The sequence below is a fragment of the Marinobacter sp. G11 genome (assembly GCF_021282325.1).
Classification (GTDB): domain Bacteria; phylum Pseudomonadota; class Gammaproteobacteria; order Pseudomonadales; family Oleiphilaceae; genus Marinobacter; species Marinobacter vinifirmus.
This window is the reverse complement of sequence record NZ_JAJSPB010000022.1, coordinates 13,963-37,105: the sequence shown is the minus strand read 5'-3', so window position 1 is coordinate 37,105 and position 23,143 is coordinate 13,963. Positions and strand designations below refer to the sequence as shown.

Here is a 23,143-nt window from a genome sequence, read left to right as displayed (position 1 = left end):
GTATACTTGCCTGCCCGATTTTTGACCAGTGAAGGAGGAAAACACCCCTCCTTTTGATTTTCCGACACACAACAGAGGGCGATCTATGAACTCCATCGTCACCTTTCCGAACCGCATCCCGGTTCAGGAATTCGAGGAACGCCGGTTCAAGGTTTTTACTGACCGCCAGCTCGACAAAATTGAGGCGATCCAGAATCTCCCTGAAGACACCCTGTTCGAGATGAAAGTGGTAGCCAGCGTGCTGCCATTCCGGGTTAACGAATACGTGATCAACGAACTGATCAACTGGGACAAGGTACCAAACGACCCCATCTACCAGCTTGTCTTCCCTCAAAAAGGCATGCTGAAAGACGAACATTACGAGCGCATGGCCAAGCTGCACCGCGAAGGCGCAGAAAAAAAGGACATCCAGGCCGCAGCCAAGGAAATCCGCGACGAGCTGAACCCGCACCCGGCCGGCCAGATGGAAATGAACATGCCGGAGCTGGATGGCGAAGTGCTGGACGGCGTACAGCACAAGTACCGCGAGACCGTGCTGTTTTTCCCGTCCCAGGGCCAGACCTGCCACAGTTACTGCACCTTCTGTTTCCGCTGGGCCCAGTTTGTCGGTGACAAAGACCTGAAAATGGCCAGCACCGATGCCGAGAAACTGCACGGCTACCTACAGGAACACACCGAAGTGACCGATCTGCTGGTGACCGGTGGCGACCCCATGGTAATGAAGACCAAGAACCTGGTGCAGTACCTGGAGCCGCTGCTGCAGCCGGAGTTCGACCACATCCAGACCATCCGCATCGGCACCAAGGCCCTCACCTTCTGGCCGTACCGCTTTGTGACCGATAAAGATGCCGACGAGCTGATTGAACTGTTCGCCAAACTGGTTGATGCCGGCAAGCACGTGGCCATCATGGCCCACTACAACCACTGGCAGGAAATCACCACCGACATCGCGGAAGAAGCCATTCGCCGCATCCGCGCCACCGGTGCCGAAATCCGCGCCCAGGGCCCGCTGATCAAGCACGTGAACGACGATGCCGACGCCTGGGCCAAGCTGTGGAAGAAAGAAGTGAAGCTGGGCATCATCCCCTACTACATGTTTGTAGAGCGGGACACCGGCGCCAAGAACTACTTCGAAGTGCCCCTGGCCGAGGCCTACAACATCTACCGCGAAGCCATGAAGCAAGTCAGCGGCCTGGCCCGAACTGCCCGAGGCCCCAGCATGAGCGCCGGCCCCGGCAAGGTGGAGATCCAGGGCATCACCGAGGTCAAAGGCGAAAAGGTGTTCGTGCTGCGCTTCCTGCAAGGCCGCAACCCGGACTGGGTACAGCGCCCGTTCTTTGCCAAGTACAGCGAAACGGCCACCTGGCTGCATGAGCTGGAGCCGGCCTTTGGGGAGGAGAAGTTCTTCTTTGAGGATGAGTTTGAGGCGATGAAGCAGGGGAACGCCTGAATCAGGTGATACTCAGCTAATCCAGAGAGCCGGGCAAATTGCCCGGTTTTTTTGTGCAATACAAATAGATCATGATGATCAGTGGACCTTCGGCACAAACCCCGCCGGCTTCTCCCGAATCCACTCCACGAATCCCCTCAACTCCTCCAGCTCCATCAACTTATCCCGGCTGTTGTAATACAACCCCAGCTCATACTCCGAGCAAGCCTTATGAATCGCGTTATGGCAGGGCCGGCAAACCCAGAGCGTGCGGGTGATCATGTCTTCCTTGCTGAACAGCTTCTGGAAGCGCTTCTTTCTATGCAGGTGCTTGGGAATCAAATGATGGCGGGTGAGCCCGGCAACGGGGCGCTGGCAGAGTTCGCAATCATCGGGCTGGGGCGGAAGTTTGAGCATCTTCAGGTCATTATCAGAGCCAGGCGGTGATGCAACCGCCCGGCTCGGCTCTGGCAGACCGGGTCAGTGCATCAAGGTATACAGCTTCCTACGATAGGCCCGCACATCCGGATTGTTGTTCCCCAGCTTCTCGAACAGCTCCACCAGGGTGGTTTTGGCAATGCCATCTTTATAAGCACCGTCCGCCTGCATCAGGCGAATCAACAGGTCCATGGCTTCGGCATTTTTCTCCTGTAGCACCCTGTGCAGGGACAACTGGTGCAGTGCCTCCGGGTCTTTCGGGTTGGCTTCCAGTTTAGCTTCCAGCTCGGCCTGCGGCGGCAGTTCGCCAGATTGCTTGAGGAACTTCACCCTGGCTGCCAACTGTTTGGCCTTGTGCTGCATTTTCTCTTCCGGCGGCAGGCTGTTGAGTACCTGCTCGGCGGTGTCCAGATCGCCCTGCTCGGCTTTCAGCTGTGCCAGGTCGATCAGCACATCCAGGTTTTCCGGGTCTTTCTGGTTCATTTCGGTGAGGATCGCCAGGGCACCGTCTACATCGCCAGCGTCCCACAAGGCGTGGGCCTTTTCATACGGGTCTTCCGCCGGGGCTTCGATGTGCTTTTCCAGTACCTTGCGGATTTCACTTTCCGGCATGGCACCGTTGAAGCCATCCACTGCCTGGCCATCCTTCACCAAAATGACTGTCGGCAGGCTGCGCACACCCAGGGATGCTGTCAGCTCCTGCTGCTCGTCCGCATTCACCTTGGCCAGCTGGAAATTGCCCTGATACTCCTCCGCCAGCTTCTGCAGAATCGGCATCAGCTGCTTACAAGGCGCGCACCATTCGGCCCATACGTCCACCAAAATAGGTGTAGTGGCGGAGGCTTCCATCACTTTCTGCTGAAAGTTGTCGGCGGTGGCGTCGAATATATACGGCGAGTTGCTCATAAGTCGGGAACCTGAACCAGAATGAATAAAATTGCCATAAAGATATGGAGCCGGCAGCAGAAAAATCAAGCCAGCTTGAAAACCTGGCTTTCGTCGTCACATAGGTCTTTAACCACTCAGCCCTGAGAGCAACACGGTATGAATGACGAGAACCGCAAAGACTCCCTGGAAGAATTTGAAGACGACGTGACGGAGTACATCGGCAAAGACGAGAACAGCAAAAGCCTGATCCTGCCGCAGCAGGCCAGGCCGCGGCGTATGTATGTTTTGCCGGTGTCTAACCGGCCGTTCTTTCCGGCGCAGGTGCAGCCGGTGGTGGTCAACCAGAATCCCTGGCAGGAGACCCTGAAGCGGGTGGGTGAAACCGAGCACAAGGTTCTGGGTATCTGCTTTGTGGAAGATCCGGAATCCGACACCGGCATTCCCGCCAGCGACGACCTGGAAACCATTGGGTGCGCGGTGAAGGTTCACCATGCCCAGAGCGAAGGTGGCAAGGTTCAGTTTATTGCCCAGGGCATGCAGCGGTTCAGGATTGTTCAGTGGCTCCGCCGTCGCCCGCCCTACCTGGTGGAGGTGGAATACCCGGAGGAGCCGGAAGAACCGGCGGATGAGCTCAAGGCCTACACCCTGGCCATTATCAGCGCAATAAAGGAGCTTCTACGCACCAACCCACTGTATGGCGAAGAGGTGAAGCAGTACCTGTCCCGCTTTGGCCCGGAAGACAGCTCGCCGCTGGCAGACTTCGGCGCCTCTATGACCAGTGCCCCGGGCCGGGAATTGCAGGATGTGCTGGATACCGTGCCCCTGCTCCGGCGTATGGAGAAAGTCCTGCTACTCATGCGCAAAGAGCAGGAAGTGGCCCGCCTGCAATCCGAGATCAACGAGGAAGTGAACGAGAAGGTGCAGAAGCACCAGCGGGAATTCTTCCTGCGCGAGCAGTTAAAGGTCATCCAGCGGGAGCTGGGCATTGCCAAGGACGACAAAACCGCCGATGTGGAGCGCTTTGAAGAGCGCATGGCCAAACTGAACCCACCGGACGCGGTGCAGGACCGGTTCAAGGATGAAATCCAGAAACTACAGGTGCTGGAACAGGGCTCCCCGGAATACGGCGTTACCCGCAACTATCTGGACTGGATTACCCAAGTGCCCTGGGGTGTGCATTCCGAAGACCACTTCGACCTGGCCGAAGCCCGCCGCATTCTGGACCGGGACCACGACGGCCTGGACGATGTAAAAGACCGTATCATCGAGTTCCTGGCCGAAGGCACTTTCAAGGGCGAAGTGAGCGGTTCCATACTCTTACTAGTCGGCCCGCCGGGGGTGGGCAAAACCTCCATCGGCCGTTCGGTAGCCGATGCCCTAGGCCGTGAGTTCTACCGGTTCAGCGTGGGAGGCATGCGCGATGAAGCCGAAATCAAAGGCCACCGCCGCACCTACATCGGCGCCATGCCCGGCAAGTTCGTACAGGCCCTGAAAGACAGCAAAGTGGCCAACCCGGTAATCATGCTGGACGAGATCGACAAGATCGGCAGCTCCTATCAGGGCGACCCGGCCTCGGCCCTGCTGGAAACCCTGGATCCGGAACAAAACAAGGAATTCCTGGACCACTACCTGGACGTGCGCATGGACCTGTCCAAGGTGCTGTTCGTGTGCACCGCCAACCAGCTGGACACCATTCCCCGTCCGTTGCTGGACCGGATGGATGTGATCCGGCTGTCGGGGTACATCGGCGAAGAAAAACTGGCCATCGCCAAGCACCACCTGATGCCGCGGCTGCTGAAACGGGCTGGCTTGCTGAAAAAACAGCTGAACATCACCGATGCGGCCATCCGCCAGGTGATCGAAGGCTACGCCCGGGAAGCCGGCGTGCGGAACCTGGAAAAGCTGCTGCACAAGATCATCCGTAAGGGCATTGTAAAACTGCTGGAAAACCCGGACCAACCGGTAAAAGTGGGCGTTGCCGACCTGCCGGACTACCTGGGACAGCCCGCCTTCCGCAAAGAGAAATCCATGAAGGGCACTGGCGTGGTCACAGGCCTGGCCTGGACCGCCATGGGCGGCGCCACCCTGAGCATCGAGGCGTCACAGGTTCACACCAGCCAGCGCGGGTTCAAGCTCACCGGGCAGCTGGGGGATGTGATGAAAGAATCCGCCGAGATTGCCTACAGCTTTGTGTCGTCCAACCTGAAACGGTTCAAGGGCGACCCGACCTTCTTCGACAAATCCTTCGTGCACCTGCACGTACCGGAAGGCGCCACCCCGAAAGATGGACCCAGCGCCGGAGTAACCATGGCCACCGCCCTGCTCTCCATCGCCCGCAAAGAAGCCCCGCAGCAGAACATCGCCATGACCGGGGAGCTGACCTTAACCGGGCAGGTGTTGCCGGTGGGAGGTATTCGCGAAAAGGTGATTGCTGCGCGCAGGCAGAAGATCAACAACCTGATCCTGCCGGAGGCAAACCGGGGGGATTATGAGGAATTGCCGGAGTATCTGAAGGAAGGGATTACCGTGAACTTTGCGAAGCACTATAACGATGTGTTTCAGGTTTGCTTTGGGAATAAGCCCAGGAAAGGGGCTTCGGTGCACTGATTTTTTTTGCCACGGAAGGCGCGGAAGGACACGGAAAAAAGAAAGCTTCTTTGCCACGAAATCCACCAAAGAACACGAAAGGGAAAGACAGAAAGGCTTCTGATTGTCAGTGAATCTTTGTTCGTGTTTTTTCGTGGATTTCGTGGCAAAAAACCAACCGACTATAACTCACAAGCCTGCCGGAACCAGCCACCATGGGTTTCAGGTTGGGTGCCATGGAGGGGAGCCCGAATAAGCCTTGTGCCATGGGGGTCTGTCCACGTAGGGACAGACCCCTTGCCAGACTGCGTCTCAGGCTTTTTCTTTCCAGCCGTCGTCTTTGAGGACGGAGCCTACGGTGAGTACCGGCGAAGCGTCGATGTCGTCGGCGTCCATCATATTGGCCACGCGCTGCAGCGAGGCCAGGATCATGGTCTGCTCCCACTCTGCCAGGCTCTGGAACTTCTGGATGAAATCTTCCTGCAGGGGGTTCGGCGCCCGGGCCAGTATCTCGGCGCCGGCTTCGGTCAGGTGGGCGTGCACCTTGCGCTTGTCCTGGGTGCTGCGCACCCGGTACACCAGCTTACGCAACTCAAGGCGATCCAGAATGGTGGTCACCGTGGCCTGGCTCAGGCTCACATTCTCGGCAATGGTGCCGATGGTCACCTCACCCAAGTCCCGGATGGTGCGCATAATCAGAAGCTGCGGCCCGGTCAGGCCTGCGTGCTTGCTCAACCGCTTGGAATGCAGATCCGTTGCCCGGATAACCCGCCGAAGTGCTACCAACACCTGCTCGTAATTATTCACACCCTACTCCACTCAGGACCCGTTATTTATACCTCTAATTATTAGAGGTCTTTGCACCACAGAATGCAAGTGGCGGATATTACCTAGCTTGCGCCCTTTCTGCCCGCTGTATTCAACACCCCATGCGGCATTATTTCCGCCAGCCACTATGCTAAGGTCATCACCTGCTAGCCAATACATGCACCAGAAAACGGAAACGGTTGATGATCAGGTACTTTCTAGCGTTCGTCTTTTCACTCGCCTTCGCCACCACGCTCCAGGCACAACAGCAGCAACTGGGGCCGGACAAAGAGCTCACCGCAGAAGACGTTGAGGAAAGCATCAAAACCCTCGAAAAGCCCATGTATACCCCGTTTGTGGAGCTGTACCTGCTGGACGAGTCCAAGGCCCTGCGCAAGGAAATGCAGGACACCCGGGCCGAGTTGATCGAAAAGGTGGTAGAGAAAGAACTGTCCGTGGCTGACAAGTCCATGTCTTACGCCACCGATACCGTTACCTACTTCTTCTACCTGATTGCCGGTGCCACCTCCATCCTGGTGGTGATCGGCTGGAACTCCATCCGCGATATGCGCCACCAGCTCACCAGCCTGGCCGAAAAGCGGGTGAACGAACTGGTGGTGGAATACGAACAGCGGCTGAAGTTTATTGAGGAACAACTGCAGCAGAAGTCTGAAATCATCCACCAGAACCAGGCGGAGATTGAGCGCACCAACGAGGTGCACGCGCTCTGGTTGAAGGCAAGCCAGGAAACCTCCCAGCAGAACAAGATCGCTGCCTACGACCAGATTCTGGACCTGCGACCAGACGACGTAGAGGCACTGAGCTACAAGGCTGACGCGGTGCTGGAAATGCGCGAGCCATTGTGGGCCATCAGCCTGTGCCAGCGGGCGCTGAAGCTGGCTCCGGATAACGGCCACGCCCATTACCAGCTGGCCTGCGCCTATGCCGAGATCGGCCGCTGGGAAGATGCGGTGGCCACGCTGGAAAAAGCCATCGACATTTCCGAGGCTTACCGGGATGACGCCTCGGTAGACCCGAGTTTTGAACAGCTGCAGGATCACGAGACTTTCAGGAACCTGGTCTTTATTGACCAGGACGACAGCACGGACGCGTAATCATCCGGAGACCGGCACGGCGTTTGCTATTTCGACTTCGAATAGCAACGCTGTGTTCCGGAGCAAATGCCTCAGCTCCCATGCTTGACAAGGCTCGGGTGGTGGTGTTTTTTAAGTCTCTGAGAACATAAGAATAACCCTGACACAAACAGGAAAAACACGATGAATACCTCCGTAAAGAAACTCGTTACCGCTGTAAGCGCCTCCGTTGCCTTGATGGCTGCCGGCCAGGCTGCTGCTGAAATCAAGATTGGTATTGCAGGCCCCATGACCGGCCCCGTAGCCCAGTATGGCGACATGCAGTTCTCCGGTTCACGCATGGCCATCGAACGCATCAATGCCGCCGGCGGTGTGATGGGTGAAGAGCTCGTTGCCGTTGAAGTGGACGACGTGTGCGACCCCAAGCAGGCCGTAACCGTCGCCAACCGTCTGGTGAACGAAGGCGTTCAGTATGTGGTGGGTCACCTGTGCTCAAGCTCTACCCAGCCGGCGTCTGACATCTACGAAGACGAAGGCATCCTGATGATTACCCCGGCCTCCACCAGCCCGGAAATCACCCAGCGCGGCTACGAGCTGGTGTTCCGGACCATTGGCCTGGACAGCATGCAGGGCCCGGTTGCCGGCAACTACATTGCCGCCCAGAAGCCGGAGCGTGTGGCGGTGGTTCACGACAAGCAGCAATACGGTGAAGGTATTGCCACGGCCGTGCGCGACACCCTGAAAGACGCCGGCATTGAAATCGCCATGTTTGAAGGCATCACCGCCGGCGACAAAGACTTCTCTTCCCTGGTTACCAAGATCAAGCAGGCCGACGTGGACTACGTTTATTACGGCGGCTACCACCCGGAGCTGGGGCTGATCCTGCGCCAGGCACGCCAGGCCGATGTTGATGCCAAGTTCATGGGGCCTGAAGGTGTGGGCAACAAAGACATCAACACCATTGCCGGCGATGCCGCCGAAGGCCTTCTGGTAACCCTGCCACCGGCGTTCGACCAGAAAGAAGAAAACCAGGAACTGGTGGCAGCCTTCGCCGAGAAAGGTGAAGACCCCTCCGGCCCGTTCGTTCTGCCGTCCTACACCGCGGTTCAGCTGATTGCCGAAGGTATCGAGATGGCGGATTCCAAGGACCCGTTCGAGGTAGCCAGCGCCCTGCGTTCCGGCACCTTTGAAACTCCGATCGGCACCGTACAGTACGACAAGGCCGGCGATCTCAAAGCCTTCGAATTTGTTGTGTACGAGTGGCACGCCGACGGCAGCAAGACTCCGGCAAACTAAGCCAGATTCGTTTAATTGCAGTATAAACGAGAGCACCTTCCCGCCGTGATCCGGGGGAAGGTGCCTTTCTGGGCGCTGTTTCTCGGAGCTCCACACCCATGCAAGACCTCCTGTATTTCTTTCAGCAGCTCATTAACGGGCTGACGATCGGGAGCACCTACGCCCTGATCGCCATCGGCTACACGATGGTTTACGGCATCATCGGCATGATCAACTTCGCCCACGGCGAAATCTATATGATTGGCGCCTACACCGCGCTTATTGCCATTACCGGCCTGGCTACCCTCGGCATTGCCTGGCTTCCCCTGATCCTGATTGTCGCGCTGCTGTGCGCCGTGATTGTGTCCAGCTCCATGGGCTGGGCGGTCGAACGGGTTGCCTACCGGCCGGTTCGAGGCCGGCACCGGCTGATTCCCCTGATTTCCGCCATCGGCATGTCCATCTTCCTGCAGAACTATGTGCACCTGGCCCAGGGCTCCCGCAACATCGGTTTTCCGGCCCTGATGGAAGGCAGCTTCCGCTTCGGTTCGGCAGAGGGCTTCCAGCTTTCATTGTCTTACATGCAAATCACCATCTTTATCACCACCCTGGTGTGCATGACCATCCTCAGCCTGTTTATCTCCCGCTCCCGTATCGGCCGCGCCTGCCGGGCTGTGTCGCAGGATCTGGGCATGGCCAACCTGCTGGGCATCGACACCAACCGCATCATCTCTGCCACCTTTGTGATTGGCGCGGCGCTGGCTGCGGTGGCCGGCCTGTTGCTGGGCATGTACTACGGCTCGGTTGACCCGCTGTTCGGCTTTATTGCCGGCCTGAAGGCCTTTACCGCAGCGGTACTGGGCGGCATTGGCAGCATTCCGGGCGCCATGCTCGGCGGCCTGATTCTGGGTGTGGCAGAAAGCATGACGTCCGGCTACCTCAGTGGTGAATACAAAGACGTGGTGTCGTTCAGCCTGCTCATCCTGATCCTGCTGTTCAAACCCACCGGACTGCTTGGCAAACCGGAGGTTGAGAAGATCTGATGGCCACCCCCAACTTCAAACATGCGTTGTTCTGCGCAATCGTAACGCTGATTATTGCCTACCCCATTCTGGGCCTGAACCTGGTGGCGCAAGGCACAAAGGTGGGCCTGGAAGGCGCCACCACGTCTACCGTGATCTCGGTGGTGCTGGCCGCGTTCGTGGTGTTTTTCTTCCAGCTGTTCCGCGACAGCATTATGGGTAGCCTGGGCAAACTGCCGAAACTGAACCCGCTGAGCGGGCGCGAGCCCATGCCCCAGGCCAAACGGGCAAAGCTGGAATCCTGGGTGCTCACCGCCATCGTGGTATTTGCCCTGTTCTGGCCGTTCCTGGTGTCCCGCGGCTCGGTAGACCTCGCCACCCTGGTGCTGATCTACGTGATGCTGGCACTGGGCCTGAACGTGGTGGTTGGCCTGGCTGGCCTGCTGGACCTGGGCTATGTGGCCTTCTACGCCGTCGGCGCATATACCTTTGCACTGCTATCGCAATACTTCGGCTTCAGCTTCTGGGCGGCCTTGCCCATCGGTGCCTGCCTGGCGGCCTTGTTCGGCCTGGTGCTGGGTTTTCCGGTGCTGCGGTTACGGGGTGATTACCTGGCCATCGTGACCCTCGGCTTCGGGGAAATCATCCGCATCCTGCTGAATAACTGGACGGCGGTCACCGGCGGCCCCAACGGCATTGGCGGCATTCCCGAGCCCACCCTGTTCGGCATGGAATTCGGCCGGCGGGTGAAGGAAGAAGGCAATACCTCTTTCCACGAAACCTTCGGCATTGCCTACAGCGGCGAGCACAAGGTGATCTTCCTGTACCTGATCGCCCTGGTGCTGGCGGTGATTACCGCACTGGTGATTCGCCGGCTGATGCGCATGCCCGTTGGCCGCGCCTGGGAAGCCCTGCGGGAAGATGAAATTGCTGCCCGTTCGCTCGGCCTCAGCCGCACGGCGGTGAAGCTCTCCGCCTTCACCATCGGTGCTTTCTTTGCCGGCTTCGCCGGTACGGTGTTTGCCTCCAAGCAGGGCTTTATCAGCCCGGAGTCGTTCGTGTTCCTGGAATCCGCCATCATCTTGGCCATTGTGGTGCTGGGCGGCATGGGCTCGCAGATCGGCGTTATCCTCGCCGCCATTGCGGTCACCATCCTGCCGGAGCTGGCCCGGGAGTTTGCCGATTACCGCATGCTGATCTTCGGTGCGGCCATGGTGCTGATGATGGTATGGCGGCCGCAGGGGCTGATGCCCATGCGCAGGATTCACATTGAACTGAAACGGCAGGAGTGACAGGCATGCTAGAAGTATCCAATCTGTCCATGCGCTTTGGCGGCCTGCTGGCAGTCGACCAGGTAAGCCTGGACGTACAGGAACGGGAAATCGTATCGATCATCGGCCCGAACGGGGCCGGTAAAACCACAGTGTTCAACTGCATCAGCGGGTTCTACAAGCCGACCGGCGGCAAGATCCTGTTCGAAGGGCGGGAGATTCAGGGCACGCCTGACTACAAGATCTCCCGGCTGGGCATGGTGCGCACCTTCCAGCACGTGCGGCTGTTCAACCAGATGACGGTGGTGGAAAACCTGCTGGTGGCCCAGCACCGGCACCTGAACACCAACCTGCTGGCAGGCCTGATTAAAACCCCGAACTACCGGGAGCGGGAACAGAAGTCACTGGACCGGGCCACCTACTGGCTCGACCGGGTGGGCCTGCTGGACCTGGCCAACCGGGAAGCCGGCAACCTGGCCTATGGCCAGCAGCGGCGGCTGGAAATTGCCCGCTGCATGGTGACCGAGCCCAAGCTGCTGATGCTGGACGAACCCGCCGCCGGCCTGAACCCGGCCGAAACCAAAGACCTCAACCAGCTGATTGTCAGCCTGAAGTCCGACTACAACGTGTCGGTACTGCTGATCGAGCACGACATGAGCCTGGTTATGGACATTTCCGACCGGATAACCGTGATCAACCAGGGCCGCCCCCTGGCCAGCGGTACCCCGGCAGAAGTCCGCCAGAACGACGATGTGATCAAAGCCTATCTGGGCGAGGCCTGAGGAAACACCATGCTAGTACTGGAAAACGTTCATACCCACTACGGCAAGATCGAGGCCTTGCACGGGGTGTCTGTGGAGGTGAACAAGGGCGAAATTGTCTCCCTGATCGGTGCCAACGGCGCCGGCAAGACCACCCTGCTGATGACCGTTTGCGGCAACCCGCAAGCCAGCGCCGGCCGGGTCATTCTGGAAGGCCGCGATATCACCAACGAAGCCACCTCCAACATCATGCGTTCCGGCATTGCCATTGTGCCGGAAGGCCGGCGGGTGTTCTCGGGGCTGACGGTGGAAGAGAACCTGCACATGGGGGGATTCTTCAACACCAAGGCCGAAATCCGCAAAAGCCAGGACCACGTGTACGAACTGTTCCCGCGCCTGAAAGAGCGGGAGCACCAGAGGGCCGGCACCATGTCGGGCGGTGAACAGCAGATGCTGGCCATCGGCCGGGCACTGATGAGCAAACCCAGAATGATCATCCTGGATGAGCCGTCACTGGGTCTGGCGCCGATCATCATCCAGCAGATCTTCGAGATCATCGGTCACCTGCGCGAAGAAGGCATTACAGTCTTCCTGGTGGAGCAGAACGCCCATCAGGCGCTGAACCTGGCAGACCGGGGCTATGTACTGGAAACCGGGCGTATCCGGCTGCACGATACCGGCAAAAACCTGTTGGCGAACCCGGAGGTGCGGGAGGCTTACCTGGGGGGTTAAGGCTGCCTGAAAAACACAAAAGCCGGAGAGGTCCTGCCCTGCTCCGGCTTTTTTCTGGCATGGCCAGATCCGTTACTCTACGCTGCGGATCGTGCCCTTATAACCTTCAACGGTTACGTCGATGGTGCCGTAAACAAGATAGTCATTCTTCTTTACGATGTAGCGTGGAGCTACAATCACATCGGCGCCAGAGGTTTTGATGGCATTATAGGCAGCAGCAGACTTCACCGCAGAAACCGGATCCAGGCCACCCAGCCCCAGACCGCTGCCGCCGCCGTTGCCGTAGGTCATGCCATCGGCGTATTCGCTGTCGTCACTCATGGTGAAGAACAGGATCTTGGTTGCGGAGGATTTGCCAGTAATCTTCTCACCCACTTCGATATCGGCCTTGATATCGGTGGTCACGCTGCCATGCAGGGGAACCGGGTTAGAGCTGACATTCAGGGAGGAACAACCGGACATTGCGCCGGCTACCAGAAGGGTAGATGCAATCAGTGCTTTTTTCACAAAACTTCTCCATGTGTTGTTACTCGGCCGTCATGGCCGCGCGCACTATACTGAAAGCGCCTGCTTATGACAAGATCGGTTAAATTTTGAGAAAACCATCACATTTAGGCATAAGAAACCTCTTCGCCACGCCTCCCCGCCAACCCTTCCCTCTTCCAATACACTGATTTATTTACCCAAGCCAGTTTTGATCTATACTTGTAGTAACGGTCTTCAACCAAACCGGCACCGGCCGGGGCCGTTGTCTTGCAGCCAACCCAGGAAATTCCGGTTGCAGGGTATGCGACGAAGCAAAAAACCACATAAAGGAGTGGATAATGAAAAAACTGATCGCAGGTGCAATTCTTCTTGGCGCATCTTCCATGGCATTCGCCCAGCCTGGCTGTGGTGTTGGCGCCATGATCTGGAAAGGCCAATCCGGTATTGCTCCACACGTACTGGCCGCCACCACCAACGGAACCTTCGGCAACCAGACTTTCGGTATGACCACCGGTACTCTGGGCTGCTCCACCAACCAGTCTGTGCAATCCATGGCTATGTACATGGACAGCAACATCGACAAGGTTGCCCGTGACATGTCCCGTGGTTCCGGCGAAAACCTCGAAACCCTGGCCGTTCTGCTGGGTGTAGAAGAAGCCGACCGTGATACCTTCCGCAAAGTACTGCAAGACAACTTTGCAGCCATTTTCCCGAACTCTGACACCACCTCCGGTGAAGCGGTAGATTCCATCGTTTCCCTGATGGAACAGGACGAGTCTCTGAGCAAGTACGTAGCCGCCTGATCGGCTAAACCCGAAGGATTGAACCCGCGCCATGGATGGCGCACTATCGCCGTACCAATCCAAACCGGACGTAAACAATTCCCATGGGCTACCCCTTGCGCACTGGGCAGGCTGCACTCTGGCTTGCATGTTCACTCGCAACCCCGGCAACCTTTGCCGCCATTCCCGACAACCTTCACGAACATCCGGTATGGCTCACGCTTGGCCACTACCACCAGGATACCCTGGGCTCCGGTTTCACCAGCCAGGCAGACGATCCTGCGTTTTTCCTGAGCGAGAATGGCAAAACCTCGCCGGAAGCAGAACTACAGGCAACCCTGGAAGCCATCCGCCAGCCCGGCGGTGGTGATGACCATGCCCGCTGCCGTTTCCCGGCCCGGGATGCCTGGTTGCGGGAACAACTGGATTTACCGGACACCCCGGTAGACTGCCCGGCTTACGACGAATGGGCCGCGACCCTGAACACCGAGAAAGTCACCCTGGTGTTTGCGGCCTCGTACCTGAACAGCCCGTCCTCCATGTTCGGCCACACCTTCCTGCGGCTGGACCCGCCCCAGGACGACGAAGAAACCGATCTGCTACTGGCCAACACCATTTCCTACGCAGCCGATGCCGCCGAACACGACAGCGAGCTGCTATTTGCCTATCGCGGAATCTTCGGTGGCTATCCGGGCATCACAGCTATCCAGCCCTATTACGAAATGATCCGGCTGTACAACGACATCGAACACCGGGACCTCTGGGAATACACCCTGAACCTCACCCAGCCAGAGGTCAACACACTGCTGGCCCATACCTGGGAGATTCAGGACAAGAACTTTGACTATTACTTCTTCGACGAAAACTGTGCCTACCGCCTGCTGGCACTGATTGACGCTGCCCGCCCGGGCACTGACCTGCTGGATGAAGTAAGCACTCACGCCATTCCGTCTGACACCGTGCGCTGGGTGCGGGATGCCGGGCTGGTGGAAAGCATTCATTACCGCCCCTCCGCCGCCACCTCCGTTGCCCACAGCCTCGACAGCCTGCCTCCTGAACACCGGACCATCGCCGCTGCGGTCGCCAACGGCTATGTGGATGTGAACGGGCCGGAAGTCCGGGAGCTGGACAAGAACGACCGCGCCCAATTGCTGGACGCCACCTACGACTACGTTCGCTACCAGAGCGAAGCCGAAGGCTGGCCCCGGGAGCATGCGGCACCGCTGTCCCACCAGCTGCTGGTATCCCGCAGCAAGATTGTTGGAGCGGAAGAGTTGCCCAAGGTACCGGAACCTGAAATCCGCGACGACCAGGGCCATGACACCTTCCGCCTGAGCCTGGGCTCCGGCCAAATGGCCCACAGCGAATTCACCCAGCTAACCCTCCGGCCCGCCTACCACGACGTGCTGGACCCGCCCGCCGGTTACCGCACCGGTGCACAACTGCAGTTCCTGCGTCTGGATGCCCGCCTGTACCACGGCAACAACGAACTGCAGGTAGAGCAGATCACCGGGGTGGAAATACGCTCCCTGAGCCCGAGAAACCCGTTCTTCTCGCCAATCTCGTGGCAGGTGGGCTTCGGTGGCCGCCGCACCGATACCGGTGATGACCGCGTGCTCACACCCTATCTGGAAGGGGGAGCCGGTGGCAGCTGGGGCCTTGGCCAGAATACCCAGGCGTTCGCCATTGCCACCGCCGATGTGGAAATCGATGACGACCTGCGCCGCGGCCACGATTTCGCCCCCGGTGCAGACCTCGGCCTGCTGCACCAGAACAACCGCTTCAGTCTGCTGGCCGGCGCAAAAACCAAGGCCTGGATCATCAGCAGCCAGCACCGGCAGGATCAGCTGTACGCCGAAGGCAACTGGCACATCGGCCGGGAGTTCAGCGTATTCGCCAAATTCACCCGGGAAGACCACTTCGACAGGTACCAGAGCACATGGCAAGCCGGCCTTCACGCCTACTTCTGAATCCCAGGGCGGCCATCGTCGCCCTACTGGCCATCACCGCACTGCTGCAAACCGGCTGCAGCAGCGTGTTCTTCTACCCGGACAAAACCACCTACATCACCCCGGACCGGCTCAACCTGGACTATGAGGACGTCTACCTCGACACAGCCGACGGCGAAACCCTCCACGGCTGGTGGCTCCCCGCCCTCACCGACGAGCCTGCCAAGGGCACGGTTTACTACCTGCACGGCAACGCCCAGAACGTCAGCGCCCACATCCTCAACGCCGCATGGCTGCCAGAGCAGGGCTACAACGTATTCACCCTCGATTATCGCGGTTACGGCCAATCTACTGGTGCACCCGATATAGAAGGCGCTTTACACGACGTAGAAACCGGCCTGCGCTGGCTGATCGAACAGAAAGACACACAAAACCGCCCGCTTTACCTCCTCGGCCAGAGCCTCGGCGGCGCCCTGGGCGTTGCCCTCGCCAGCGAATGGACCCAGCGCAGCGAACAGCCCCCGCTAAACGGTCTCATCCTCGACGGCACCTTCTCCGGCTTCCGCTACATCGCCCGGGAGAAGCTCGGCCTGTTCTGGCTCACCTGGCCACTCCAGTACCCCCTGAGCTGGACCATCCCGGATGACTACGAAGGCACCGACAGGATCGCCGGTATGTCACCGGTGCCGGTGATGGTTATCCACAGCGTGCGTGATGGCATTATTCCGTTTGATCACGGTGTGCGATTGTATGAGGCGGCGGAGCAGCCCAAGGAGTTTTTGCGGACGGATACGCCCCATGCGGCGACGTTTGTGATTCCGGCATACAGGGAGGCAGTGCTGGAGTTTATGGAAAGGAATTTTTAGCCACGAAAGCCACAAAATCACACGAAAAAAATAAAAGCTTATTAAACAGAAAACCCGCCATGAAAGCGGGTTTTCGTGTTACTGACTAACTGAAAAATCAGTCAGCGAAGTCAGTCGGCTGCTCGCCTTCCTTAACTTCCTTCATGGACAGCTTCACGCGGCCACGGTTGTCGACATCCAGAACCTTAACCAGAACTTCCTGACCTTCGCTCAGCTCGTCAGTCACGTTCTCGATGCGGCGCTCGGAGATCTGGGAGATATGTACCAGACCATCCTTACCCGGCAGGATGTTAACGAAGGCACCGAAGTCCACAATGCGCTCAACGCGGCCCTTGTAGATTGCGCCCACTTCGATCTCGGCAGTGATTTCCTTGACCCGGTTTACAGCAGCCTGAGCGGCGGCGGCATCAGCGGCGTAGATTTTCACGTTGCCGTCGTCATCCAGGTCGATGGACGCACCGGTCTCGTCGCAGATACCACGGATGGTAGCACCACCCTTACCGATAACATCACGGATCTTGTCCGGATGGATCTTGATGGTGGTGATGCTCGGAGCGCGCTCAGACAGCTCGGCGCGGGGCTCGGCGATAACCTTGTTCATCTCGTCCAGGATGTGCAGACGCGCAGCGTTGGCCTGCTCCAGGGCGATTTCCATGATTTCGTCGGTAATACCCTGGATTTTGATATCCATCTGCAGGGCAGTTACGCCGTCTTTGGTACCGGCAACCTTGAAGTCCATGTCGCCCAGGTGATCTTCGTCACCCAGGATGTCTGTCAGAACCGCGAACTTGTCGCCTTCCTTGACCAGACCCATGGCGATACCGGCAACCGGCGCCTTCAGGGGCACACCCGCGTCCATCAGCGCCAGGGAAGAACCACATACGGAAGCCATGGAGCTGGAACCGTTGGATTCAGTGATCTCGGATACCGCACGGATGGCATACGGGAATTCTTCGATGGTCGGCATAACCGCGGCGACACCACGCTTGGCCAGGCGACCGTGACCGATTTCGCGACGGCCCGGGCTACCCATACGGCCAGCTTCACCTACGGAGTACGGAGGGAAGTTGTAGTGGAACAGGAACGGGTCTTTGCGCTCACCTTCCAGGGCATCGATGATCTGCACGTCACGGGTGGTACCCAGAGTGGCAGTTACGATGGCCTGGGTCTCGCCACGAGTGAACAGGGCAGAACCGTGAACGGACGGCAGTACGCCAACTTCGACCTTGATCGGGCGAACGGTTTTGTTGTCACGGCCATCGATACGGGGCTTGCCTTCGATAACCTGCAGGCGAACCACAGACTTCTCGACCTTGCCGAAGTACTTCTTCACTTCCTCTTCGGAAGGCTGGCCTTCTTCTTCACCGGCCAGTTTTTCAACGGCGGCAGATTTGATCTCGCCCAGACGCTCGTAACGGGCCATCTTGTCGCGGATCGCGTAGGCTTCTTCGATGGCACCACCGAATTCGGCCTTGATAGCGTTCAGCAGCTCGGTGTTCTCTGCCTCAGGCTGCCATTCCCAGCGCGGCTTGCCGTTTTCAGCAGCAAATTCCTTGATGGCGTTGATGGCAGTCTGCATTTCCTGGTGGGCAAACAGTACGGCGCCCAGCATCTGGTCTTCAGTCAGGCCCTTGGCCTCGGACTCAACCATCAGTACCGCTTCGTCGGTACCGGCCACAACCATGTCCAGCAGGGAGCTGCCCAGCTCTTCGAAGGTCGGGTTCAGGAAGTAGCCTTTCTCGTTGGTGTAACCCACACGGGCAGCACCAATCGGGCCGTCGAACGGGATACCGGAGATGGCCAGGGCTGCAGAGGCAGCCAGCATGGCAGCGATGTCCGGGTCCTGGTTCTTGCTGGACGACATGACCGTCAGCACAACCTGGACTTCGTTCATGTAGCCGCTTGGGAACAGCGGGCGGATCGGACGGTCGATCAGGCGGGAGGTCAGGGTCTCTTTCTCGGACGGACGACCTTCACGCTTGAAGAAGCCACCCGGGATTTTACCGGCGGCGTAGGTTTTTTCCTGGTAGTTCACTGTCAGGGGGAAAAAGCCCTGGCCCGGCTTGGGCTCTTTGGCGCCTACAACGGTGCCCAGAACAGAGATGTCACCACAGCTGACCAGTACTGCGCCAGTGGCCTGGCGGGCGATGCGGCCAGTTTCCAGGGTGAAGGTTTCGCCACCCATTTCGAATGTTTTAATACGTGGTTGCAGATCCACAATAAACTCCTGCTTTTTTCAGTTATGAACTCGGGTTTCAACTGCAGCAGCTTGACCTGTGAACCGAAAGGCAACCCGTCTGAAAGCTAACAGGCTGTTGTAAAACCCCGGCTGGGACTGTGGTTTCCCGACAGCACCCGGGCTTTCAACAACCTGCTATCAATATCGGCTTTCCATTAGACAGAGAAAATCCTTCGGTTTCACTGACAAATCAACTGCAGTAAAAATAACGGGAGAAAAGCGCGGTAAAGGCCGGGACACGCCCGGCCTTTACCTTCAGGTCGAAACCCGGATTAGCGACGCAGACCCAGACGCTGGATGAGTTCCAGGTAACGGTCGGCGTTTTTACGCTTCAGGTAGTCCAGCAGCTTACGACGCTGGTTTACCATCCGGATCAGGCCGCGGCGGGAATGGTGATCCTGCTTGTTGGCCTTGAAGTGATCCTGCAGCTTGTTGATGTTGGCGCTCAGCAGAGCTACCTGAACCTCAGGGGAACCGGTATCGCCATCACCTTGCTGAAAATCCTTAACGATCTGAGCTTTCTCACTGGCAGAAAGTGCCATATTACACCTCATAGGTTGCGATGCTGTTAAATCCGGCCGAACCGCGCATCTCTACAGCCCGGCTAAACAACGGCGGGGTTACCTGCCGTTGTTTTTTACCAGCCGGCGCGGCACCAGATTGGTGTCGTCGCCTTCCGGCATAGCTTCAGCCAGCCCCACAAAGGAACGGTCGCCATAAATGCGCACGAAGCCTTCCAGAGACTGACCGGGTATTCTAACCGGTTGTCCGTTCAAGATCGATACCAGCGCAGGCCCCGCCAACCGGTGCTCGGGGAACATGGTCAGGGCGCTTTCCGGCGGCAGCAACAGGCCATCCAGACTCTCGCCCCGCTCACGCATGGCTTCCAGGTCTTTGACATCACGGGCATTTGCCAGGGTGTAACCGGAGGCCAGGGTTCTGCGCAGGGCAGACACATGGGCACCGCATCCCAGAGCTTCGCCGATATCCTCGACCAGTGAGCGAATATACGTACCCTTGGTGCAGGTGACCGCCAGGTCGAGCTCCTGCTCGCGCACCGCCAGCAACTTCAGCTCGTAGATGGTGACAGGCCTCGCCGGCCGGTCAATCACGATGCCTTCGCGGGCGTATTCGTACAGGGGCTTGCCCTGGTGCTTCAGGGCGGAGTACATGGAAGGAACCTGCTGGATATCGCCCCGGAAGTTTTCCAGGACAGCCTCCACCTGCGCTTCGGTCAGCGCCGGCACCGGCTTTTCTTCCACCACCGCACCTTCACTGTCGCCGGTTTCGGTACGAATACCCAGCTTCGCAGTGGTGATATAGGCCTTGTCGCTGTCCAGCATCATCTGGGAGAACTTGGTGGCCTCTCCGAAGCACAGCGGCAATACGCCGGTGGCGAGCGGATCAAGCGCTCCGGTATGGCCGGCCTTGGCCGCACCATACAGGCGCTTGACCTGCTGCAGGATTCCGTTGGAGGTAACGCCCTGAGGCTTGTCGATCACCAGAATGCCGTTTACATCACGGCCTTTGCGTCTACGGCTCAAGCATCACGCTCCGGGTTGTCGGAAACGGGATCGTCGTTGTCGTCCCGGGGTACGGCCGGCTTGTCGCCTACCGCCTCGCGGATCAGCCGATCCATCTTACGGCTCTGGCCCAGCAGGGTATCGAAGTGAAAGCGCAGGTGGGGAACCACCCGCAGTTTCATCGCACGGCCTACCTGGCCCCGCAAAAAGCCGGAGGCATTGTTCAGCACTGCCAGCGATTCCTTCACCTCGGGCGATTCCTCGGTGAGCTCTTCGGTAGACAGCAATGAAACATAGATATCGGCATAGCCCAGGTCACGGCTGACCTTTACGTCGTTCACCGTGACCATACCAACGCGAGGGTCTTTCACCTCGCGCTGGATGAGCTGGGCCAGCTCACGCTGCATCTGGTCGCCAATGCGTTCTACGCGACTGTATTCCCGTGCCATCAGGCCCCCGTGGATTCAAGCTGACGTTCAACACGGACGCGATCGAATACTTCGATCTGGTCGCCCACTTTCACGTCGTAGCCTTTAACACCGATACCACATTCCATACCGTTGCGAACTTCCGGCACGTCGTCCTTGAAGCGACGCAGGGATTCCAGCTCGCCTTCGAAGATCACCACGTTGTCACGCAGTACGCGGATCGGCTTGTTCCGGTATACGGTACCTTCGGTCACCATACAGCCAGCCACCTGGCCGAACTTCGGTGAACGGAACACGTCACGCACATCGGCGATGCCCACGATATCTTCGCGGAACTCCGGCTTGAGCATGCCAGTCAGGGCCGCTTTCACATCATCGATCAGGTTATAGATGATGCTGTAGTAGCGCAGATCCAGGCCTTCCTGCTCAACCAGGCGCTTGGATGCAGTATCCGCACGCACGTTGAAACCGAAGATTACGGCGTTGGTGGCCATGGCCAGGCTGACGTCGGTCTCGGCAATGCCGCCCACGCCGGAGGACACGATCTTCACCTGAACCTCTTCGTTACCCAGGTCCTGCAGGGCCTTGGTAATGGCTTCCAGGGAACCACGCACGTCGGTCTTGAGCACAACGTTGAGGGTTTTGACCTCGTCTTTGCCCATGTTCTCGAACATGTTTTCAAGCTTGGCCGCCTGCTGGCGCTGCAGACGCTGTTCACGCTCGCGGGTCTGACGGAATTCAGCCAGTTCCTTGGCCTTCTTCTCGTCGGCTACGGCGAAGAACTCGTCACCGGCATCTGGTGTGCCGTTCAGGCCCAGAATCTCAACCGGGATGGACGGGCCAGCGTCTTTTACCTGGCGTCCGGCTTCGTCGGTCATGGCGCGAACCTTACCGAAGAAGGAACCCGCTACCACCATATCGCCCTGGCGCAGGGTACCGTTCTGAACCAGAACAGTGGCTACGGAACCACGGCCACGCTCCAGGCTGGATTCAACCACAACACCTTTGGCAGCCGCATCCGGAGAAGCTTCCAGCTCGAGGATCTCGGCCTGCAGCAGCACCGCTTCCAGCAGGTCGTCGATACCCATACCGGTATGCGCTGAAACCGGCACGAACTGAACGTCGCCGCCCCAGTCTTCCGGAATCACGTCCAGCGCAGACAGCTCGTTCTTGATGCGGTCTGGATCGGCTTCTTCCTTGTCCATCTTGTTGATGGCAACCACCAGGGGTACGCCTGCAGAGCGGGCGTGCTGAACGGCTTCCTTGGTTTGCGGCATAACGCCGTCATCGGCCGCCACCACCAGGATAACGATATCGGTACACTGGGCACCGCGAGCCCGCATGGCGGTGAACGCCGCGTGGCCCGGGGTATCCAGGAAGGACACCATGCCGTGATCGGTTTCTACGTGGTAGGCACCGATATGCTGGGTAATACCACCGGACTCGCCGGCAGCAACCTTGGCGCGACGGATGTAATCCAGCAGCGAGGTTTTACCGTGGTCAACGTGACCCATCACGCTGACAACCGGTGCCCGCTTGATTTTCTCTTTGCCTGAGTCGTCGCCGGTGATTTCACTCAGCACTTCTTCTTCAAAGGCATCTTCGCTGACAGCCCTGGGCTTGTGGCCCAGCTCTTCGGTTACCAGAACCGCAGTTTCCTGGTCCAGCGCCTGATTGATGGTGGCCATTACGCCCATACCCATCAGGGTTTTAATAACATCAGCGGCTTTGACAGCCATACGCTGGGCAAGGTCACCTACGGTGATGGTTTCCGGAATCTGTACTTCTCTTACCATGGGCTTGGTTGGCCTCTCGAAAGCATGACGCTTTTCTTTCGGTTTCTTTTTAGCCCGCAGCTGCTTGCGAGGACGGTTTTCTTCGTCGTCCTCGGAAATAACAAGAGGTTCTTCAACCGGACGGCTGCGAGGGCCGCGATGACCAGCCTGTTTCTTCTTAGGCTTGCCTTCTTCGATTTCGTCGCCGCGCTCGCGTACCTTTTCTTTCTTCTTCTTGGGCTTGCGATCCCGTCCTTCATCTTCCGGCGGAGGCATGGGAATGTCCTCCGGTGCCGGCTCGGGCTCCTGGGCTTTCTTCGGCTCGGCAGCAGCTTGTTCCTGCTCCGGCGCCGGGGCAGCAGCGGATGTCTCCGGCTGTGCCTGTTCTGCAGTTACCTGCGGTGCCTGTTCCGGCGCTTGCTGTTCCGCTACCGGCTGCTCTGCCACTTCTTCCGGCTTCGGTGCTGCCACCTCCGGCTCGGGCTGCAGTTCCGCACGCTTGATATAGGTGCGGCGCTTGCGTACTTCCACGTTCACGGTTTTTGCCTTGCCGGCCTTCAACGTGGTTGTGGTTTTACGCTTCAAGGTAATCTTGTTCGGCTCTGCCTGGGCTTCACCGTGGGTCTTTCTCAGATAAGCCAGCAACTGCTGCTTCTCATCACTGGTGACAGCGTCGTTCTCACTGCGGGCTTTCAGGCCCGCTTCAACGATCTGCTTCAGCAAACGATCCACGGGAGCGCCTACATCTGCGGCCAGTTGTTTTACCGTTACTTCAGCCATACTGGTCCTCCT

The 23,143-nt window shown here is 58.4% G+C and carries 20 protein-coding genes; 11 read left to right on the top strand and 9 right to left on the bottom strand.

Annotation, left to right across the window (positions count from 1 at the left end):
• Positions 1 to 85: 85 nt before the first annotated feature.
• Entirely contained in the window at positions 86 to 1,450 is a 1,365-nt protein-coding gene (locus LWH94_RS13670; protein ID WP_232902574.1) for a KamA family radical SAM protein, read from the top strand.
• 78 nt (positions 1,451 to 1,528) lie between these two features.
• Here LWH94_RS13670 and LWH94_RS13665 read toward each other — a convergent pair whose 3' ends face one another.
• Both LWH94_RS13665 and trxA read right to left on the bottom strand, forming a co-directional pair.
• Positions 1,529 to 1,846, bottom strand: coding sequence for a hypothetical protein (locus LWH94_RS13665; RefSeq protein WP_232902573.1), 318 nt, complete (start codon positions 1,844 to 1,846; stop codon positions 1,529 to 1,531).
• Between the two features lie 63 nt (positions 1,847 to 1,909).
• Positions 1,910 to 2,773 carry a thioredoxin gene (gene trxA / locus LWH94_RS13660; RefSeq protein WP_232902572.1) on the bottom strand — a complete coding sequence of 288 codons (864 nt, stop codon included), beginning with the start codon at positions 2,771 to 2,773 and terminating at the stop codon, positions 1,910 to 1,912.
• Between the two features lie 138 nt (positions 2,774 to 2,911).
• Here trxA and lon point away from each other — a divergent pair, with 138 nt between their 5' ends.
• Positions 2,912 to 5,362, top strand: coding sequence for an endopeptidase La (gene lon, locus LWH94_RS13655; RefSeq protein WP_232902571.1), 2,451 nt, complete (start codon positions 2,912 to 2,914; stop codon positions 5,360 to 5,362).
• 291 nt (positions 5,363 to 5,653) lie between these two features.
• On the opposite strand, the gene LWH94_RS13650 is transcribed toward lon, so the two are convergent.
• Positions 5,654 to 6,148, bottom strand: a complete 495-nt coding sequence (locus LWH94_RS13650) for a MarR family winged helix-turn-helix transcriptional regulator (protein ID WP_022988280.1) — start codon at positions 6,146 to 6,148, stop codon at positions 5,654 to 5,656.
• A 203-nt stretch (positions 6,149 to 6,351) separates the two neighbouring features.
• On the opposite strand from LWH94_RS13650, the gene LWH94_RS13645 reads away from it, so the two are divergent.
• From LWH94_RS13645 to LWH94_RS13620, 6 genes are all read left to right on the top strand, one after another.
• On the top strand, positions 6,352 to 7,263 hold the full coding sequence (locus LWH94_RS13645) for a TPR end-of-group domain-containing protein (protein WP_232902570.1): 912 nt from the start codon (positions 6,352 to 6,354) through the stop codon (positions 7,261 to 7,263).
• Positions 7,264 to 7,425: 162 nt separating this feature from the next.
• Positions 7,426 to 8,538 (top strand): branched-chain amino acid ABC transporter substrate-binding protein, encoded by a 1,113-nt coding sequence (locus LWH94_RS13640; protein ID WP_199457078.1) that lies wholly within the window; start codon positions 7,426 to 7,428, stop codon positions 8,536 to 8,538.
• Positions 8,539 to 8,636: 98 nt separating this feature from the next.
• Positions 8,637 to 9,560, top strand: coding sequence for a high-affinity branched-chain amino acid ABC transporter permease LivH (gene livH / locus LWH94_RS13635; RefSeq protein ID WP_022988283.1), 924 nt, complete (start codon positions 8,637 to 8,639; stop codon positions 9,558 to 9,560).
• Positions 9,560 to 10,831, top strand: a complete 1,272-nt coding sequence (locus LWH94_RS13630; protein ID WP_058341790.1) for a high-affinity branched-chain amino acid ABC transporter permease LivM — start codon at positions 9,560 to 9,562, stop codon at positions 10,829 to 10,831. Before livH ends, LWH94_RS13630 begins: the two co-directional genes overlap by 1 nt.
• A 5-nt stretch (positions 10,832 to 10,836) precedes the next feature.
• Positions 10,837 to 11,592: a high-affinity branched-chain amino acid ABC transporter ATP-binding protein LivG gene (gene livG / locus LWH94_RS13625; protein WP_022988285.1), complete on the top strand. Its 756-nt coding sequence runs from the start codon at positions 10,837 to 10,839 to the stop codon at positions 11,590 to 11,592.
• 9 nt (positions 11,593 to 11,601) lie between these two features.
• Entirely contained in the window at positions 11,602 to 12,303 is a 702-nt protein-coding gene (locus LWH94_RS13620) for an ABC transporter ATP-binding protein (protein ID WP_058341791.1), read from the top strand.
• A gap of 72 nt (positions 12,304 to 12,375) precedes the next feature.
• On the opposite strand, the gene LWH94_RS13615 is transcribed toward LWH94_RS13620, so the two are convergent.
• Complete coding sequence (locus tag LWH94_RS13615) at positions 12,376 to 12,810, bottom strand: hypothetical protein (RefSeq protein WP_082641074.1); 435 nt, start codon at positions 12,808 to 12,810, stop codon at positions 12,376 to 12,378.
• Positions 12,811 to 13,127: 317 nt separating this feature from the next.
• Between LWH94_RS13615 and LWH94_RS13610 the strand changes: the two genes are divergently transcribed.
• The 3 genes from LWH94_RS13610 to LWH94_RS13600 all read left to right on the top strand — a co-directional run bounded on the left by LWH94_RS13610 (position 13,128) and on the right by LWH94_RS13600 (position 16,386).
• Entirely contained in the window at positions 13,128 to 13,592 is a 465-nt protein-coding gene (locus LWH94_RS13610) for a DUF3015 domain-containing protein (RefSeq protein WP_232902569.1), read from the top strand.
• An 83-nt stretch (positions 13,593 to 13,675) separates the two neighbouring features.
• On the top strand, positions 13,676 to 15,541 hold the full coding sequence (locus LWH94_RS13605) for an Lnb N-terminal periplasmic domain-containing protein (protein ID WP_232902568.1): 1,866 nt from the start codon (positions 13,676 to 13,678) through the stop codon (positions 15,539 to 15,541).
• On the top strand, positions 15,511 to 16,386 hold the full coding sequence (locus LWH94_RS13600; RefSeq protein WP_232902567.1) for an alpha/beta hydrolase: 876 nt from the start codon (positions 15,511 to 15,513) through the stop codon (positions 16,384 to 16,386). Before LWH94_RS13605 ends, LWH94_RS13600 begins: the two co-directional genes overlap by 31 nt.
• A 97-nt stretch (positions 16,387 to 16,483) precedes the next feature.
• On the opposite strand, the gene pnp is transcribed toward LWH94_RS13600, so the two are convergent.
• The 5 genes from pnp to infB all read right to left on the bottom strand — a co-directional run bounded on the left by pnp (position 16,484) and on the right by infB (position 23,131).
• A complete protein-coding gene (gene pnp / locus LWH94_RS13595; RefSeq protein WP_227498287.1) occupies positions 16,484 to 18,598 on the bottom strand; it encodes a polyribonucleotide nucleotidyltransferase in 2,115 nt (704 codons plus the stop codon).
• A 299-nt stretch (positions 18,599 to 18,897) separates the two neighbouring features.
• A complete protein-coding gene (gene rpsO, locus LWH94_RS13590) occupies positions 18,898 to 19,167 on the bottom strand; it encodes a 30S ribosomal protein S15 (protein ID WP_011786757.1) in 270 nt (89 codons plus the stop codon).
• A 78-nt stretch (positions 19,168 to 19,245) separates the two neighbouring features.
• On the bottom strand, positions 19,246 to 20,169 hold the full coding sequence (truB, locus tag LWH94_RS13585) for a tRNA pseudouridine(55) synthase TruB (RefSeq protein ID WP_232902566.1): 924 nt from the start codon (positions 20,167 to 20,169) through the stop codon (positions 19,246 to 19,248).
• Positions 20,166 to 20,597 carry a 30S ribosome-binding factor RbfA gene (rbfA, locus tag LWH94_RS13580; RefSeq protein WP_022988293.1) on the bottom strand — a complete coding sequence of 144 codons (432 nt, stop codon included), beginning with the start codon at positions 20,595 to 20,597 and terminating at the stop codon, positions 20,166 to 20,168. The genes truB and rbfA overlap by 4 nt, the downstream gene beginning before the upstream one ends.
• Positions 20,597 to 23,131 (bottom strand): translation initiation factor IF-2, encoded by a 2,535-nt coding sequence (infB, locus tag LWH94_RS13575; protein WP_094623621.1) that lies wholly within the window; start codon positions 23,129 to 23,131, stop codon positions 20,597 to 20,599. The genes rbfA and infB overlap by 1 nt, the downstream gene beginning before the upstream one ends.
• Positions 23,132 to 23,143: the final 12 nt, after the last annotated feature.

Excerpts from the sequence above, each read along its gene's own strand:
- LWH94_RS13670 (WP_232902574.1), top strand. The coding sequence starts at position 86 with ATGAACTCCATCGTCACCTTTCCGAACCGCATCCCGGTTCAGGAATTC.
- LWH94_RS13665 (WP_232902573.1), bottom strand. The coding sequence starts at position 1,846 with ATGCTCAAACTTCCGCCCCAGCCCGATGATTGCGAACTCTGCCAGCGC.
- trxA (WP_232902572.1), bottom strand. The coding sequence starts at position 2,773 with ATGAGCAACTCGCCGTATATATTCGACGCCACCGCCGACAACTTTCAG.
- lon (WP_232902571.1), top strand. The coding sequence starts at position 2,912 with ATGAATGACGAGAACCGCAAAGACTCCCTGGAAGAATTTGAAGACGAC.
- LWH94_RS13645 (WP_232902570.1), top strand. The coding sequence starts at position 6,352 with ATGATCAGGTACTTTCTAGCGTTCGTCTTTTCACTCGCCTTCGCCACC.
- LWH94_RS13640 (WP_199457078.1), top strand. The coding sequence starts at position 7,426 with ATGAATACCTCCGTAAAGAAACTCGTTACCGCTGTAAGCGCCTCCGTT.
- livH (WP_022988283.1), top strand. The coding sequence starts at position 8,637 with ATGCAAGACCTCCTGTATTTCTTTCAGCAGCTCATTAACGGGCTGACG.
- LWH94_RS13630 (WP_058341790.1), top strand. The coding sequence starts at position 9,560 with ATGGCCACCCCCAACTTCAAACATGCGTTGTTCTGCGCAATCGTAACG.
- livG (WP_022988285.1), top strand. The coding sequence starts at position 10,837 with ATGCTAGAAGTATCCAATCTGTCCATGCGCTTTGGCGGCCTGCTGGCA.
- LWH94_RS13620 (WP_058341791.1), top strand. The coding sequence starts at position 11,602 with ATGCTAGTACTGGAAAACGTTCATACCCACTACGGCAAGATCGAGGCC.
- LWH94_RS13610 (WP_232902569.1), top strand. The coding sequence starts at position 13,128 with ATGAAAAAACTGATCGCAGGTGCAATTCTTCTTGGCGCATCTTCCATG.
- LWH94_RS13605 (WP_232902568.1), top strand. The coding sequence starts at position 13,676 with ATGGGCTACCCCTTGCGCACTGGGCAGGCTGCACTCTGGCTTGCATGT.
- LWH94_RS13600 (WP_232902567.1), top strand. The coding sequence starts at position 15,511 with ATGGCAAGCCGGCCTTCACGCCTACTTCTGAATCCCAGGGCGGCCATC.
- rpsO (WP_011786757.1), bottom strand. The coding sequence starts at position 19,167 with ATGGCACTTTCTGCCAGTGAGAAAGCTCAGATCGTTAAGGATTTTCAG.
- rbfA (WP_022988293.1), bottom strand. The coding sequence starts at position 20,597 with ATGGCACGGGAATACAGTCGCGTAGAACGCATTGGCGACCAGATGCAG.
- infB (WP_094623621.1), bottom strand. The coding sequence starts at position 23,131 with ATGGCTGAAGTAACGGTAAAACAACTGGCCGCAGATGTAGGCGCTCCC.